Below are 14,116 nucleotides of genomic sequence, written 5' to 3' on the forward strand. Positions count from 1 at the left end.
ACACAATGTCGTGGATGCTCTCATTGCTCTATTTTCTGGAAGCCCCAAACCTTTCTTACTTCAGCCTGAGTAGTTACCACTGCTTTGGCAGCATGGCTAGAGAATACGCTAGAGAAGTTTCTAGTAAAGCCAATGTATTATGCCGTTACGAATCACCATCTGACAATTGCGGTGAGACGAATTGATTCAAAGCGTTAGTGCTGAGTTCAGGGGAATAAAAAACAGTTTATCGAAACCGTTTCTTTCAACATTAAACTCACAAAAATTTAGGTGTAAATTATATAATTCAGACATTTGGAATTCTCCCGATGATATATTTTTTGTTTTTCCTATCAATTGGACTTATTACTATTCTTGCATTGGTTATTAATCGGCTCCAGAATCAGAAGCTAGAGACTTCTGTTGCACAGCAAAAGTTGAGAGAAAAAGATACAAAAATCACTCGTCTTGAGCATGTTCTATCTGAACAAGTTGGATTAATTAAGCAGCTCAATAGACAAATTAATTTGCTTCAAGAAGTGAGGGATAAAGAAACTGAGGAGGATGTTCCAGATGAACGTGACATCCAAATCCAAAAACTCAGTCATGAAAATAAAGATTTGTACAGAAAATTAAAAGAGTTAGAAAATAATAATAGCGAGCTTCGTCGGCTTAACGAGGAGCAAAAGAATACCATTGCAGAGTTCTATAATAATCTAGAAATGGAGATTGAAAAAGAAGCAAACAAAAAATTTATAGAAAGAATCCAAGAATTAGAAAAAGTCGACTTTCAGACTGAGTCTAGCAGCAAAAATTTGGATTCTAATCGATTTTCAGCACAAGATGGCTTTATTCTCATAAAAGTACAAGAGCAAGATCTATATTCAGAAGAAATTATCAGTATTCTGATCGATATTCTCAAAAATTCCCTTAACAACGTTCACGAGAATAGCCGTAGGCAGCACATAATAACCGATATCGTTCACAGCAACTACTCCGGCCACTATCGAGAGGAATTCAAGGCAGAAATCCAGAACTTATTCCGAGACTATAAAAGTATGAACTCAAGAACGAGAAAAGCTCTGAAACGTCTAGGATTTGAGATAGTATCCGATAATAGTAACTATAAAATGATTTTCCAGCAAGATAGTCGTTATACAGTTTCTTTTTCTAAAACTCCGAGTGATTGGCGCGCTGGGCGAAATATTGCAAGCGATATATGCAATTTAATTCTTTGACCCTACAGATCATGCACTGTGCTGATCATCATAACGCTCTTCAATGACTTTAGTGGGAGAAAAATTAGAATGGAAAGACTGTATTTGGGCGAGCACCCAGGATCGCCCCACGAGCTGCGAAGCCTACCGTTAGGTTTATTGATGAATACTGCGAAAGCTATCGAGATTTGTTTGTCGACGTGAGAAGCTTCGAGGCTTTCAAGCATCTGCACGTTAGTGCGCTGGCAGAGATTCCTCGTAAATCTTTGCCAGCGATTGCCAAGGTAAACGGGTTACCTAATGCTCAGATGGAAAACCTGGTTAAATAACCTGCGCTTGGTCCTATTGCCTTGGGTTAGTGCCAATCTACTGAGACCTGGGCAACGGGTGTTCCCAATTACTGAACTAAAACGCGGCTTTGAGATACTCATTGCATTGATTGTCTAACTTCAATGAAGCGAAATGACTCGTCAATCTGATGCTACGCTTATACTGTATGTCGTCCGCTCATCTCCTAAACGTTAGCAATCCAAGTGCTATACTCTTTAGGGTGAAAGTAACTGGCTCTAGCTAATGAGTGCCTGGTGAAAATTTAGTTACTCAAAAGCTATTTTAGTTAAGTCACTCTTCTTTTGAATATGATAGGAATCCTTAAATAATGCAAGATTTAGATCTCAACAGTGTTTGGATTGATAATGACGGAAATTACCCAGATGTAACGCAGCGTGATAATTCAATCGTCAATCCTAACCGTTCGATTCAGGTCTATTTTAGAAATCTTGAGCTTTATCTTATCAGTCATATTGCCCGTGCGGATGCGATATTCGGTTGTATTGCTTGGTTGACAAGCGGTTCAATCTTGGACGCACTCGCAAGAAAAAGTGTGGTTTCCATTGTTGTTCAAAAAGAGGATTTTCTACGTCCAGATCTCGGGGGTGGAAAAGATTGGAAAAACTGGCTCAGGAAAAAATATAAGTCCTTGCAATGCAATATTGATCGCTATAGCTTTGATAATATAATTTCTAATCTGTCTGTCTGTTCCGATCCTACTCTTGATCCAATTCGCTGCGTAGGCAATTACAATCGTGATAAAGCTCCTGCATTCCCTAGAATGCATAATAAATTCATGATATTTGCAAAACTTTCAACGCTATCTGACGTAGATCAAACACAACTAGGTTCTACTAGAGTAAATCCATATGCCGTTTGGACAGGTTCTTTTAACTTAACAAAAAATGCAGGTAAATCATTGGAAAATGCGCTTTTTATTACAGATTTAGAAGTTGTTCAAGCATATTTTTCGGAGTTTAGTCAAATAGTTGCTATTTCAGAGCCACTTGACTGGGAAGTGGATTGGGCTGAACCGGAGTGGCGGGTTGGCACTTAACATAAACAGCTAAGCCAAATAGGGGGGATCCTCATAAATTCTTCCTTGCTCAAAATTCTAATTACAGGACTCGAAACAAAACATTCCCTTGGACTTGGTTCCTGACTAAATGCCCCCAGTCCCTAATGATCAGCGTCAAGGGCGCGAACAACGTCGATCCACTTCTCCTCGGCGAGGGTTTCTGCAAGCATAACCTTACAATCAGCAATCCCCGATCTCAGCTTTTTAATCTCGGCATATTCTTCGGAATTCCAGAACGCCTCAGCCGCCTCCATAGAAGGCCATTCGGAAATGACGACCTTAGTTTTGCCCCAATTGCCCTCCAAAAAAGTTTTGCTTCCCCCTAATACCCGATATCGACCCCCAAATTGGATTACCAGCTTCAGAGTTGCACTGGCATAGGCCGAGAATCGATCCTCATCCTGGATATCAGCCTCAATCACCATAAAAACGCTCATATGACCCAACTCATTCCCAATGATGCTTGATCACCCCAATCCTACCAACCTGCGGTTCCCTCAGATCTTGCCAAGGTAAACAGCGATCGCTCATCTATTAACCATGCCTCCAGACCAACCCTTGGCCTAGGGCCACTCAAAGATCATTCATCCCCTTTCCTTGGGCACAGCCCACAGAAATACTATGCCGACCGTTCGCGCCCAGGGCCGCACCTTCACCGGCCATCCCGGCGAAAATCACCGATGGGTTCTGCTCAAGAGTAAGGGGTGGATCTCTACGATGGCAATGCTAGGCAGATCAGATGGCTTCATCGACACCTAGATGAAGTTTTCGCCAGGTTCGACCCTGACTCATGCCCTGCTAACTTGATCTTCGCTTCCGGACAGCCAGTCTCCTGCCATGGCAATTCTTGTAGACCTTGCGCCGGGAGAATTATGGCTCCACGGGCTGAATCTGATCGGGGCGCATGACCTCAATCTGGGCCGAGGGTAGCTGCATCCGCCGTTGCCATCCCCAGGTCACCCCGATCGCCCCCGCCACCTGCGCCGCGATCGCCATTTGAATATCCGCCTCCGAATCGCCCACCATCAGCGTTGCCGATGGAGCCACCCGCAGCGTCTCGCACACCGACAGCAGCAAACGTGGATCCGGCTTGCTCAACAGACCCTCAACCCCGCGACTGAGGGCAATACAATCCCCCAGACCATGCTGCCGCACAAATGCCTCCACATTCTCCGTCGTATCCGACGAGAGGATCGCCAGCCGAATCGGATGAGCCGCGAGCGATCGCACCAGATCCCCCACCCCCTCTAATAGCGGCGTGTGGGCACATTTGGGAGCCAGATACCCGTCCGCCTCCTGAAACGCCGACCTCGCCAAAGTCAACGCCTCTATCCAGGGCTTCCCAGTTTCAGCAATGAAACCTGCCGCCGCCACCTCGCATTCCCCACGACTCGCCACCGCCATCATGCCGGCGGGGTTGAGGGCGGTACCCTCCAGGCCAAAGGCCATTTGCAAAGGGTCCTGCACCCCCGGCACCTGGGCATCAATTAGGCGCGATCGCTTTTGGGCAAGCTGGACAAGATAGGGTTCGGTGTGGGCAAGGGTTCCATCCTTATCAAAGACGATGGCCTCAATATGGTGAAAGGGGCGATCGCAAACCTGTACCGTAGGCATTATTCTTTCTGACGCACGAAGAGGACTGGGCAGGGAGTATTGACCCTGACGTAGTCTGACACAGAGCTGCCCAGGAGACGATCGAGGTCCACCAAGCTACGGGCAATGGAGGGTCGGCGATCGGGCGATCCCATCACCAACAAATCCGCGTTGCTCGCCTCCGCAAGCTGGCAGATCGATTCGCCAGCCTTCCCGGTTCCGGCATAGCACTGGTAGCCCAGTCCCTCGCGTTTGGCCAGCTTAATTCCCTCCGACAGGACCGGATCTTCCTGTGCATCACTGTCGGCGAGCTTGGCGCTGCTGGTAAATTGCTTACTCACGTGGGTCAAAATCAGCTGACCTCCCTGGACATCTCGCAAAAGACGTGCGGCCAGGTTCAGACCCGCCTGGGAAGATGCCGAGGGATTGAGGGCGACCATGACGCGCTTGATGCGCTTGATAAAGATATCGTCCTTCACCAGCAGCATGGGATGCGAAGATAGCTGAAAGACGTACTGACTCACGGAATTTTCTAGGATAGAGCGAAGCCGCTTCAAGCCGCGCGATCCCATGATGATTAAGTCAGCATCAATTTCATCGGCTGCCCGACAGACCTCAACCTTCGGATCGCCTTCGCGAATCATGGTGTTGATGGAAAGAATGTCGCGATCTTCAAGGTGAAAAGTTTGTACAGTTTTAGCCAGAATTTTGGCGGCCTCTTCGCGCTGGGCCGCCATGTCCTCGGCGTTGTTTTTTTCCGGAACGACGTTGAGCACGGTCACGTTGGCGCTCCGAAGCGTGGGCATCTCTAACAGTTTGTCGAGCATTTGCTCAGCTTGTCCAGTGCCTGCATCGGCCAGTAAAATTTTGTTTAGCATGGGATTTGGTGAACTAAATCGGGAATCACGGCCACCGGGAATGCCCTCCGAGGCTTAGTAAAATCTTAGGAAGGATTAGCCCCGACAAACGTAAACTTTTTTGATTGCAATTCTTATTTTTGTTGACGATCTCGACGCCCATGGCCCAATCTTTGATTTCTCCCACCTGCGTGCCCCCGTTGCCCCCTGGCAAACCGCTGCGGTTGGGAGTCATGGCCTCAGGCTCGGGGAGCAACTTTGAAGCCATCGTGGCGGCCATCGCCGCCCAGAGGCTCCACGCCCAGGTGCGGGTGATGATTTGTAACAATCCTAAGGCCAGGGTGTTTGAGCGCGCCGATCGCTGGCACATTCCAGCGGTGCTGCACAATCACCGCCAGGTCCCGAGTCGGGAGGCGCTGGATACGCAGATCGTTCAGACCTTGCACGATCATCAAGTGGAGTGCGTGATTATGGCGGGTTGGATGCGCATCGTCACACCGGTGTTAATTCACGCGTTCCCCAACGCGATTTTGAATATTCACCCGAGTTTGTTGCCCAGCTTTAAAGGCATCCATGCCGTGGAGCAGGCCCTGGCTGCCGGGGTTAAAATTGCGGGCTGCACCGTGCATCGGGTTGTGCCTGCCGTGGATAGTGGCGAAATTCTGGCCCAGGCGGCGGTGCCGGTGATGCCCGAGGATACCCCCGAAACCCTCCAGGCGCGGATTCATCTTCAGGAGCATCGCATCTATCCCCAGGCGATCGCTTCAATTATTCCGGAGTTTCGGCCCACCCCCTCAGCCTGATCCGGTGGGGATTGCCTTGATCCGGTAAAGTACGAAAGCATGTTTTTCCCGATCGCCCATGGCCTTCCAAGCAACCCTATCGCAAATAACCCATCTCCTCTCGGCGCAGCCGGTGCATCTCGATTCAGCCCAGATGGGTCAGCTGGGTCAGCGGATTCATACCGATACCCGCACCCTGAATCCGGGGGATGTGTTTCTTGCCCTTGGCGGCGAGAATTTTGATGGTCATCGGTTTGTGGCTGCGGCCATAGCGGCCGGAGCGATCGCAGCCATCGTGGAGGAGGTGATTCCTGGGGCTGGGCCGCAGCTTGTGGTGCCTGATACCCTCGTTGCTTACCAAACCCTGGGACATTGGTGGCGGCAGCAGTTTCAAATTCCGATTATTGCCATTACTGGATCGGTGGGAAAAACCACGACGAAGGAGCTGATTGCAGCGGTGCTGGAAACCGCCGGTCCGGTTTTAAAGACCGAGGCAAACTTTAATAATGAAATTGGCGTGCCCAAGACCCTGATGGGGCTCTCGGCGCATCATCGATTTGCGGTGATTGAGATGGGAATGCGCGGTCCTGGCGAGATTGCCTGTTTAGGGCGCATTGCCCAGCCAGATATTGCCGTCATTACCAATGTGGGCACGGCCCATATTGGCCGCTTGGGGTCTCGGGAGGCCATTGCCGCGGCCAAATGCGAGCTGCTGGCTGAAGCCCCCCCGCATTGCTTCGCGATCTTAAATGCCGATACGCCCCTGCTGCCCCAAACCGCGCAGCGGGTCTGGTCGGGCAAAACGCTCACCTATGGTCTGGAGGCGGGTGAATTGCGGGGAACAGTGCTGGGGGATCACACCCTACAGGTGGGGAGTGACCGGTTTCCGCTGCCCCTGCCTGGGGATCATAATGCCTTGAACTACCTGGCGGCCCTGGCAATTGCCCAACACCTGAACCTGGATCTGGCCCCCCTGAAGGCTGGGATTGAGGTCCATCTCCCGGCCGGTCGAGCCAAGCGTCATGCGCTTCAGGGAGATGTGGTGATTTTAGATGAATCCTACAATGCGGGGTTAGAATCCATGACTGCGGCCCTGAAGCTCTTAGCCCAAACGCCTGGCGATCGCCGCATTGCCGTGTTGGGGCCTATGAAGGAGCTTGGGGACCATGCCATGGATCTGCATCGCCAAATCGGGGCTCTGGTGCAGCAGTTGGGGATCGATGCGCTGTGTATTCTGGACCCTGACCAGACCGAAGGCGCTGCGATCGCGGCCGGGGCCCATCCGCTGCCCTCAAGTCAGTTTCAGAGGCACCAGGATCTGGTGGATCACCTCAAGCAGCTTCAGGCTCCAGGGGATCGGATTTTAGTCAAGGCCTCCCACTCCGTTGGCCTCAGCCAGGTGGTGGACCAGTTACGGGCTGATCCGTAAGTGGATTTCCCCTGTTCATTTTCAGATCGCCCCCCCTCGCCTTAGGCATCCTTTAGGGTATGATCTGGTTTCGTTGGCCTGCGCTCCGCTTCCCTCGCCTAGCGTCACCGGTAATTCCCCAAGGATTCTAAACTCGTGAGCAATCTAGATCAATATGAGCCGCCGCAGGTGTGGCAATGGAACCCCGAAGGCAGCGGCACCTGGGCAAACATTAATCGTCCCGTTGCTGGGCCGACCCATGATCAGGTTCTACCCGTGGGCCGTCATCCCCTTCAGCTTTACTCCATGGGAACGCCCAATGGCCAGAAGGTGACCATTCTGCTAGAAGAGCTATTGGCCTTGGGCCTCCAGGAAGCGGAATACGATGCCCATTTAATCCAGATTGCCCGTGGGGATCAGTTTGGCAGCGGCTTTGTCCACCTGAATCCCAACTCTAAAATTCCCGCCCTCTTAGACCGATCCACCCCTGCTCCAACCCCCGTATTTGAGTCGGGGGCGATTTTGCTGTACTTGGCGGAAAAATTTGGGCAATTTCTGCCCAGGACGCCTCACGGGCGCACGCAATGCCTATGCTGGCTGTTTTGGCAGGTGGGATCGGCTCCCTATCTGGGCGGAGGATTTGGTCATTTCTATCGCTATGCCCCGACTCCCATTCAATATTGCATCGATCGCTTTGCCCTGGAGGTCAAGCGTCAGCTCGACGTGCTGAATCGTCATCTTGAACAGCATCAATACATGGCGGGCGATCAATATTCCATTGCCGATATTGCCATCTGGCCCTGGTATGGTGGGGTGGTGCAGAATACCCTCTATGATGCAGCCCAGTTTTTGGATGCGCAGTCTTATACCCATGTGGTGCGCTGGGCTGCAGAAATTGCCCGTCGTCCGGCTGTGCAGCGGGGACGCATCGTTAACCGAACCTGGGGCCCCCTAGCGGATCAACTCCATGAGCGTCATGACGCCAGTGACTTTGATCAGCGGACTCAGGATAAGGTGGAAGCTGAGACCCAGCCGGGTGACGCCTAAAGCGGTTAGCCTTGCCTATCCGGTTTCGAGGGAAGTATTGCCGTAAATGTTTGCCATGGGCAAGGTGGGAACCGTGCCGCGATACATTCGGCAGTTGCTAAAGCAGGGCTGAGCCTGAAGCGCCTCCATCATTGCCAGGGCGGCGGGATTAGACTGAGGCACATCCATAAAGATGGGGCAATCGGAGGTGGATCTGAACCGACCCAGATGGCTGATCAGCCCGCGAGCAATGTCTGGGGTCTGGGCAAACAGCGGTCCCAGGCGATGTCCCAGGGTTGCCGGACGAATCAATCCATAGCCCAGCACCTGTCCATGCTGGAGATAGGCCAGTCCCTGCTGTTGGGGTTGGGTCAGCCAGCGCTGGAGAAACGTGCGGCGATCGCAGGGGAAATGCTGGGCATCGAAGGCATTGATCTCCTGGAAGGGGAGGGCCTGGACCGGGCGAAATCCGGCGGTCAATGCCGGGGACTCGGCAAGCTGGGCCAGGGCGATCGCCGAGATCCGGTAGCGCACGTGCTGGAAAGTGCGCACAAACCCGCTCTGTTCGTAGGTGTCCTCCATGGCGATCGCCCCTTCCAGGCCAATGGTGGCCCCGGCTAGCACCTGCAATGCATGATTCCAGAGCGATCGCCCATAGCCGCGCCCTCGATAGGCCGTATCCACCAGATAACAGCCGATAAACCCAAAGGAGTCGGCATAGCGGAGGGCGGCAATGGATCCAACGAGCTGATGATCGACGGTCCCTACGAATAATCCGTGCTGCTGCTGATACACCTGTAAATCATGACAGCCTGGATTCCAGTTTTCACGAAGGGCCCAGGCCTGGATCTGGCCCAGGTCCGCCGAGGTCGCAGGACGAATGTGCAGTCTCTTCGACGACCTGCCCGAACTCTTCGCAACGGAGATTTTGGACGCTAGCAAAGGGCACAACCCGAAAGAACAACAGCAGCTTTCTTAACTATGATCGCAATCTTCATGGAGTCCTCAAAGTTTAGGATTATCTTCATCAATGTCAGGGGAAATGTCAGAGGGATTGTGGACGGGTGGCAGGGCGTCAGCGGGATCAGGGCGCCAGAGGATCTTGGGGCAGCAGGATCTTTGCCAAGGCCAATCAGGCTGTGACTTTGGCACCAGATGGCTAAATCCCCTCAAAAACGGCTAGGACAGGGAGGATTGCACCATGCAAACCGATTATCTCATCGTAGGGAGCGGTCTTTCGGCGCTGGTGTTTGCGGCTCTCATGGCTCAGGCTGGCCAGTCCGTGAGGGTGCTTGAAGCCCACGAACATCCCGGTGGGTTTGGGCATACCTTTACAATGGCCAAGCAGTACCATTTTAATGCCCAGCTGCACTACGTTTGGGACTGCGGCGTGGGCCACACCGTTCATCGCGTCCTCGCAAAACTAGGCCTGGATCATGAGGTGACCTTTGAGCGCTACGACCCCAATGGGTTTGACCATATGCGGATACCGGGCTTTGCCCTGGATATTCCGGCCGATTCCGCAGATCTCATTCAGCGTCTAGGGGCTCTATTTCCAGATCATCGTGCCTCCCTGCAAGGGTTTATCAGGGAGGTGCAACGGGTGAGCCAGGGGCTAAAGTGTCTGTCTCCGCCCCGGCGTCCAGGGTTAATTCTCCAGCATGGGGTCCCCGCCTTCACGGCCCTTCGCTACTATCGCAGTACACTGCAAGCCGTGTTCGATCAGTTCAACCTGCCGCAGCCCGCTCAGTCCTTGCTGGCACTGCAATGGCCCGACTTTATGCTGCCGCCGGATCAGCTCTCCTTTTATGCCTGGGTGATTCTGTTTACCGGCTACCAAACCGGCGCGTTCTATCCGACCCATCATTTTGAGCAGGTGATTAATGCCCTAGTGCGAACCATCCAGAACCACGGCGGGGAGGTGCTAACCGAAACTGAGGTCACAGAGTTTTTGGTTCAGGGCAAGACCCTTGTCGGCGTTCAGGCCATACACCGCAAAACTCAAGAAATTCAGACCTTTGAGGGCAAGACGGTGATCTGCAATATGGATCCTAAAAAGGCGGCTCAAATGATTGGGCCAGAGAAATTTTCCCCGGCAGTCCGGCGGCGGTTGGACTATGATTATTCGCCCTCTAATTTTATGGCCTATTGCGTGGTGAAGGATTTGGACCTGCGCGACTACGGCTTTGGGCCTTGGAACACCTTCCATAGCGAAACCCTAGATTTAAATCAGGCCTTTGCCAGAATGTATGAACAGAACGATTTTTCCCAGCCGAGCTTTGCGATCACGACACCCACCCTGTTGACCCAGGCCCATCGGGATTGTCCTGAGGACTGCCAAATTATTGAGTTTCTGACGGTTGCAAACTACGATTATTTCCAGCAGCTCCAGCAGCGCGATCGCCGGGCATACCGTCAGAAGAAGGCTGAGATTCTGGAAACCATTCTGGATATTGTGGAACGGCACTATGTTCCTGAGATTCGTAAGCATCTGGTGTTTAAAATTTCCGGTAGCCCCACCACCAATGAACGGTTTTGCTGGTGTCCTCAGGGGAATTCCTATGGATCTAGCCTCACTCCGAAGAATATGGGGCTGGGCCGCCTCGATCATCGGACCTCGCTGAAGCAGTTCTACTTTTGCAATGCCTCCTCTGGCTATCCAGGGTTTGCGCCCACCTTTTGGACGGGAGCCATGCTCTACCAACGCCTTTCTGGAGATCCCCTTTTGACGGCCCCATGACCCAGGGCTAGAGAGACCCACACACTGCCTTACATTGAATGGAGGGAGAAGGAGATGAAACTAGCGATTGTTGGCGGCGGGGCGAGCGGGATGATTGCCGCTTACTTGCTAGATCGCCAGGGCCATCAGGTGACGGTTTACGAGAAAGAGGCTGTTCTGGGAGGACATATTCGCACCTTGAATCAAAATATTCCCCAGAGCCCGAATTGCCCTGAATATCTAGAGACGGGGGTATTAGAGTTCCCGGTGGAGTTTCGGCATTTCCTGCAGCTCATGCAGGAGTTAGAGATTCCCCTAGCTCCGGTACAGGTAGGATCGGGTCTATTTTTCCGAGATGGTCGTCGTTTCCTGTCACCAGTGATGATTGATCAGAACGTTCGGGGCTGGCAACGATGGCGGGAACTCCTGCAGGTGGAGAGCCTATACGCTAGGTCTGCCGGGCTTTGGATTAAAACGCACCGATCCACCCCCGATCAACTGCGCGGCAGCCCGCTCTCTGACTATCTGCAGCCGGAAACCCCCCGCACCATCTGGCTAAAGCTCTTGACGATGTATAGCTATTCCATGCCCTACGAAACCATGGATCACTTTCCGGCAGAGTTGGCGATTCCAGCCTTACGGCGCTATATCTTTAGCCATTGGGTGAGAATTCGCGGCGGAGTTTACTCCTACATTGAAAAAATTTTGCAGCGGTTCTCGGGCACCGTGATGGTCAATGCCGAGATCCATCGGATTGATCGATCCGGTTCCTCGGTCTTTATTCAGGGCTGTATTGCCCATCAGGAAAACTTTCAGACCTCCTTTGATCGGGTGATTTTTGCCACTCCTCCGGATCAGGTGTTACCGCTGCTGGCAGATCCTAGTCCCAGTGAAGTCCGTCGATTTCGAGGCTGGCGGCGCAATGATGCCACGACTATTTTGCACTGCGATCGCCAGATCTATGATGCCTACGGCATTCGTCAGGGTTCCGAGTTTGATTTTTTCCAGACTTCCACGGGCTGGGGCTATAATGCAACCTTGAACCAGATGTGTGGCGTTACCTCGGGCGTGCCCTATAGTCTGGCCTTTAACCTCCAAGAGGCGATCGACCCGGAGAAAATTATTCATCGCCAGCGGCACCACACCCCTTACTACGATGTTGACGCAATGCAGTATCGATCGGACGTGATTGCCCACAATGGTTGCCACAAGACCTACTATGTGGGGGCTTATTTAGGAGATGGTTTACATGAGGGGGCCGTGGTCTCTGCCCTGCGTGTCGCGGAGGCCATCGGTCCGGCGCAGTGGGCGGATGCCTCCCTCTCCGCTCAGGCGGCATTGGTGCGTTAGATCCGGGTGTTGAGGGGGATAGGATCTTGAGCGGGGGAATGGGGCACAGCCTGATGGGTGATCAGCTCCACGACGTTCATGCCGTTACTAATCACCCCCGGCACGCTGGGATAGCCTGCCGTGGCATTGACCAGGTAGAGATTGGGAATTGCGGTGCGATAGCCGATGCGCCGCAAACCCACCTGATCGGGAATGAGGTTGGCTCCATAGATATTGCCCTTGGGCTGACCGAGAAAACGAGCGCTGGTGGTGGGTGTGCCAAACAGCTTCATTCGAATCTGGGGCTTCAAATCGGGAATTAAGTCCTGTACGCTGTGCATTAACTGATCATAAACGGATCGCTTTTTCGCCTTGTAGGCGGCAGGATCAGTTTCCCGAAGGACCTGAAAGGGTTCGTAGGGGCACACCGTGGCAATTTCTAAGATATGGTGCCCTGCTGGCGCAATTCCCTCTTCCTGAGACTTTAGAGTTGGGCAAGAGAGGAAAATCCAGGGGTGATCGAGATTGCCTTGCATTTGTTGGTGATAGATCTGATTCAAATTTCCCTGGGGATAGTACCAGATATTCCAGTTGCCTAAGCCATACCGATTGGGGTCAAAGTCTCGATCTAGTCCCAGGTAAATATTAAAGGCACTCGTGGAATATTCATAGTCGGTCAGGCGATGCCGTTCGTGGGGGCTGATGGCAAAGGGATCGTGCATTAACTCCACCGTGAGTTTAGGATCGAGGTCGCTGATGTAAGCCTCCTGAGCTTGATATTGATCTCCGGCTGCCGTAATCCACTGCACCTGTCCGGCCTCAACTTCGATATGTTCCACGGGTGTGGACAGGAGCACGATGCCGCCGCCGTCGGTGATGGAGTCTACAATGGAGTTCACAAAGTGCTTAAAGTGATATTTGGGGTAGTACGCTCCTGCACAATAATCCCACACCAGACTAGTGTGAGTCATGAGAGACACCGCCTGGGGGGGGAGTGCATAGTCGCCGCTTTGTCCTGCTAGCAAATCTTGAAGTTTAGGAGAAAGCCCCGTTTGATCGTAAAGATCCTGAAGGGTTTGCTGGCGTCGTCTAAACAAGTTCCAGTATTTAGGAAGCTTCAGCCAGTCATACCATTTATAGTCGTACCAGCGGATTTCGGCATCGAGATCCGTCATTTCCTGATGCAGCAGCTGAATTTCGTCGCAGTATTGATGAATGGCAGTCGCTTCATCGGGAAAGGTTTGCACCAGCCGATGGCGCAGGTTGTCCCATCCCAGGGGAATTCGAAAATCCACCTCAGGCGTGATGATGCGATCGATACAATCGGGATTGAGAGAGTTAAAGGGGACGTCCCGATGGATATAGCTTAAAAATCGATCGACCACTTCTCCCTTGCCACATTGATAGATATAGTGAACATCCGCGCAGAAGTGGTAGTCTCCGTATTGAAAGGTGTGGCAACAGCCCCCAGGCAGGTAATGTTGTTCTAAGACAGCCACGCGCTTTCCCTGCTGGGTTAGACAGGCCGCTGCTGATAATCCTCCCAGACCTGCTCCCAAAATCACGTCGTCAAATAATTCCATGGAACATCTCCTCACCAAGGGCCAGAAGGGACTGGAAACCTGATCAGTTCTCCATCTTGTTAGCCTAAATCAGGTTTATGAGGATATTGTGAAGGCGATCGGGCTCTCGGCCTGCGAGGTTAATCCCCATCTCTGAACTATGGCGCGGGGAATGGGCTGGGGCTGGCAGCGATATCCCCATAGATCGCGAGATCGAATTCTCCTCGCGATCATCC

At 52.3% G+C, this 14,116-nt stretch carries 13 protein-coding genes and 1 pseudogene; 9 read left to right on the plus strand and 5 right to left on the minus strand.

Annotation, left to right across the window (positions count from 1 at the left end; all coding sequences use genetic code 11):
• Positions 1-308: 308 nt before the first annotated feature.
• The 3 genes and pseudogenes from QQ91_RS02160 (at position 309) to QQ91_RS02170 (ending at position 2,583) form a co-directional block, all read left to right on the plus strand.
• Entirely contained in the window at positions 309-1,217 is a 909-nt protein-coding gene (locus tag QQ91_RS02160) for a hypothetical protein (RefSeq protein ID WP_166279437.1), read from the plus strand.
• A 101-nt stretch (positions 1,218-1,318) separates the two neighbouring features.
• Positions 1,319-1,504, plus strand: a pseudogene (locus tag QQ91_RS02165) (IS701 family transposase); the annotation flags it as partial.
• A 350-nt stretch (positions 1,505-1,854) separates the two neighbouring features.
• Complete coding sequence (locus tag QQ91_RS02170) at positions 1,855-2,583, plus strand: phospholipase D-like domain-containing protein (RefSeq protein ID WP_166279440.1); 729 nt, start codon at positions 1,855-1,857, stop codon at positions 2,581-2,583.
• Between the two features lie 122 nt (positions 2,584-2,705).
• Here QQ91_RS02170 and QQ91_RS02175 read toward each other — a convergent pair whose 3' ends face one another.
• Positions 2,706-3,041 carry a DUF1330 domain-containing protein gene (locus QQ91_RS02175; protein WP_166279443.1) on the minus strand — a complete coding sequence of 112 codons (336 nt, stop codon included), beginning with the start codon at positions 3,039-3,041 and terminating at the stop codon, positions 2,706-2,708.
• A 184-nt stretch (positions 3,042-3,225) separates the two neighbouring features.
• Here QQ91_RS02175 and QQ91_RS02180 point away from each other — a divergent pair, with 184 nt between their 5' ends.
• Entirely contained in the window at positions 3,226-3,363 is a 138-nt protein-coding gene (locus tag QQ91_RS02180; RefSeq protein ID WP_166279446.1) for a hypothetical protein, read from the plus strand.
• A gap of 111 nt (positions 3,364-3,474) precedes the next feature.
• Here QQ91_RS02180 and QQ91_RS02185 read toward each other — a convergent pair whose 3' ends face one another.
• Together QQ91_RS02185 and QQ91_RS02190 are read right to left on the minus strand one after the other, a co-directional pair.
• A complete protein-coding gene (locus QQ91_RS02185; protein ID WP_166279449.1) occupies positions 3,475-4,218 on the minus strand; it encodes an HAD family hydrolase in 744 nt (247 codons plus the stop codon).
• Complete coding sequence (locus QQ91_RS02190; RefSeq protein WP_166279452.1) at positions 4,218-5,075, minus strand: universal stress protein; 858 nt, start codon at positions 5,073-5,075, stop codon at positions 4,218-4,220. Before QQ91_RS02190 ends, QQ91_RS02185 begins: the two co-directional genes overlap by 1 nt.
• Before the next feature lie 140 nt (positions 5,076-5,215).
• Here QQ91_RS02190 and purN point away from each other — a divergent pair, with 140 nt between their 5' ends.
• The 3 genes from purN (at position 5,216) to yghU (ending at position 8,291) form a co-directional block, all read left to right on the plus strand.
• On the plus strand, positions 5,216-5,857 hold the full coding sequence (gene purN / locus QQ91_RS02195) for a phosphoribosylglycinamide formyltransferase (protein WP_166279455.1): 642 nt from the start codon (positions 5,216-5,218) through the stop codon (positions 5,855-5,857).
• 58 nt (positions 5,858-5,915) lie between these two features.
• Entirely contained in the window at positions 5,916-7,265 is a 1,350-nt protein-coding gene (locus QQ91_RS02200; protein WP_166279458.1) for a UDP-N-acetylmuramoyl-tripeptide--D-alanyl-D-alanine ligase, read from the plus strand.
• Between the two features lie 135 nt (positions 7,266-7,400).
• Positions 7,401-8,291 carry a glutathione-dependent disulfide-bond oxidoreductase gene (gene yghU, locus QQ91_RS02205; RefSeq protein ID WP_166279461.1) on the plus strand — a complete coding sequence of 297 codons (891 nt, stop codon included), beginning with the start codon at positions 7,401-7,403 and terminating at the stop codon, positions 8,289-8,291.
• 15 nt (positions 8,292-8,306) lie between these two features.
• On the opposite strand, the gene QQ91_RS02210 is transcribed toward yghU, so the two are convergent.
• Complete coding sequence (locus QQ91_RS02210; RefSeq protein ID WP_166279464.1) at positions 8,307-9,212, minus strand: GNAT family N-acetyltransferase; 906 nt, start codon at positions 9,210-9,212, stop codon at positions 8,307-8,309.
• A gap of 259 nt (positions 9,213-9,471) precedes the next feature.
• Between QQ91_RS02210 and QQ91_RS02215 the strand changes: the two genes are divergently transcribed.
• The gene (locus QQ91_RS02215; RefSeq protein WP_166279467.1) at positions 9,472-11,010 is read left to right on the plus strand and encodes a phytoene desaturase family protein; all 1,539 of its coding nucleotides are present in this window, start codon (positions 9,472-9,474) and stop codon (positions 11,008-11,010) included.
• A gap of 54 nt (positions 11,011-11,064) precedes the next feature.
• Entirely contained in the window at positions 11,065-12,339 is a 1,275-nt protein-coding gene (locus tag QQ91_RS02220) for an FAD-dependent oxidoreductase (RefSeq protein WP_166279470.1), read from the plus strand.
• Here QQ91_RS02220 and QQ91_RS02225 read toward each other — a convergent pair.
• Complete coding sequence (locus tag QQ91_RS02225; protein ID WP_166279473.1) at positions 12,336-13,901, minus strand: phytoene desaturase family protein; 1,566 nt, start codon at positions 13,899-13,901, stop codon at positions 12,336-12,338. The two genes, QQ91_RS02220 and QQ91_RS02225, sit on opposite strands and share 4 nt — an antisense overlap.
• Positions 13,902-14,116 lie beyond the last annotated feature (215 nt).

The organism is Lyngbya confervoides BDU141951 (assembly GCF_000817775.3).
Classification (GTDB): Bacteria; Cyanobacteriota; Cyanobacteriia; order Thermosynechococcales; family Thermosynechococcaceae; genus Lyngbya; species Lyngbya confervoides.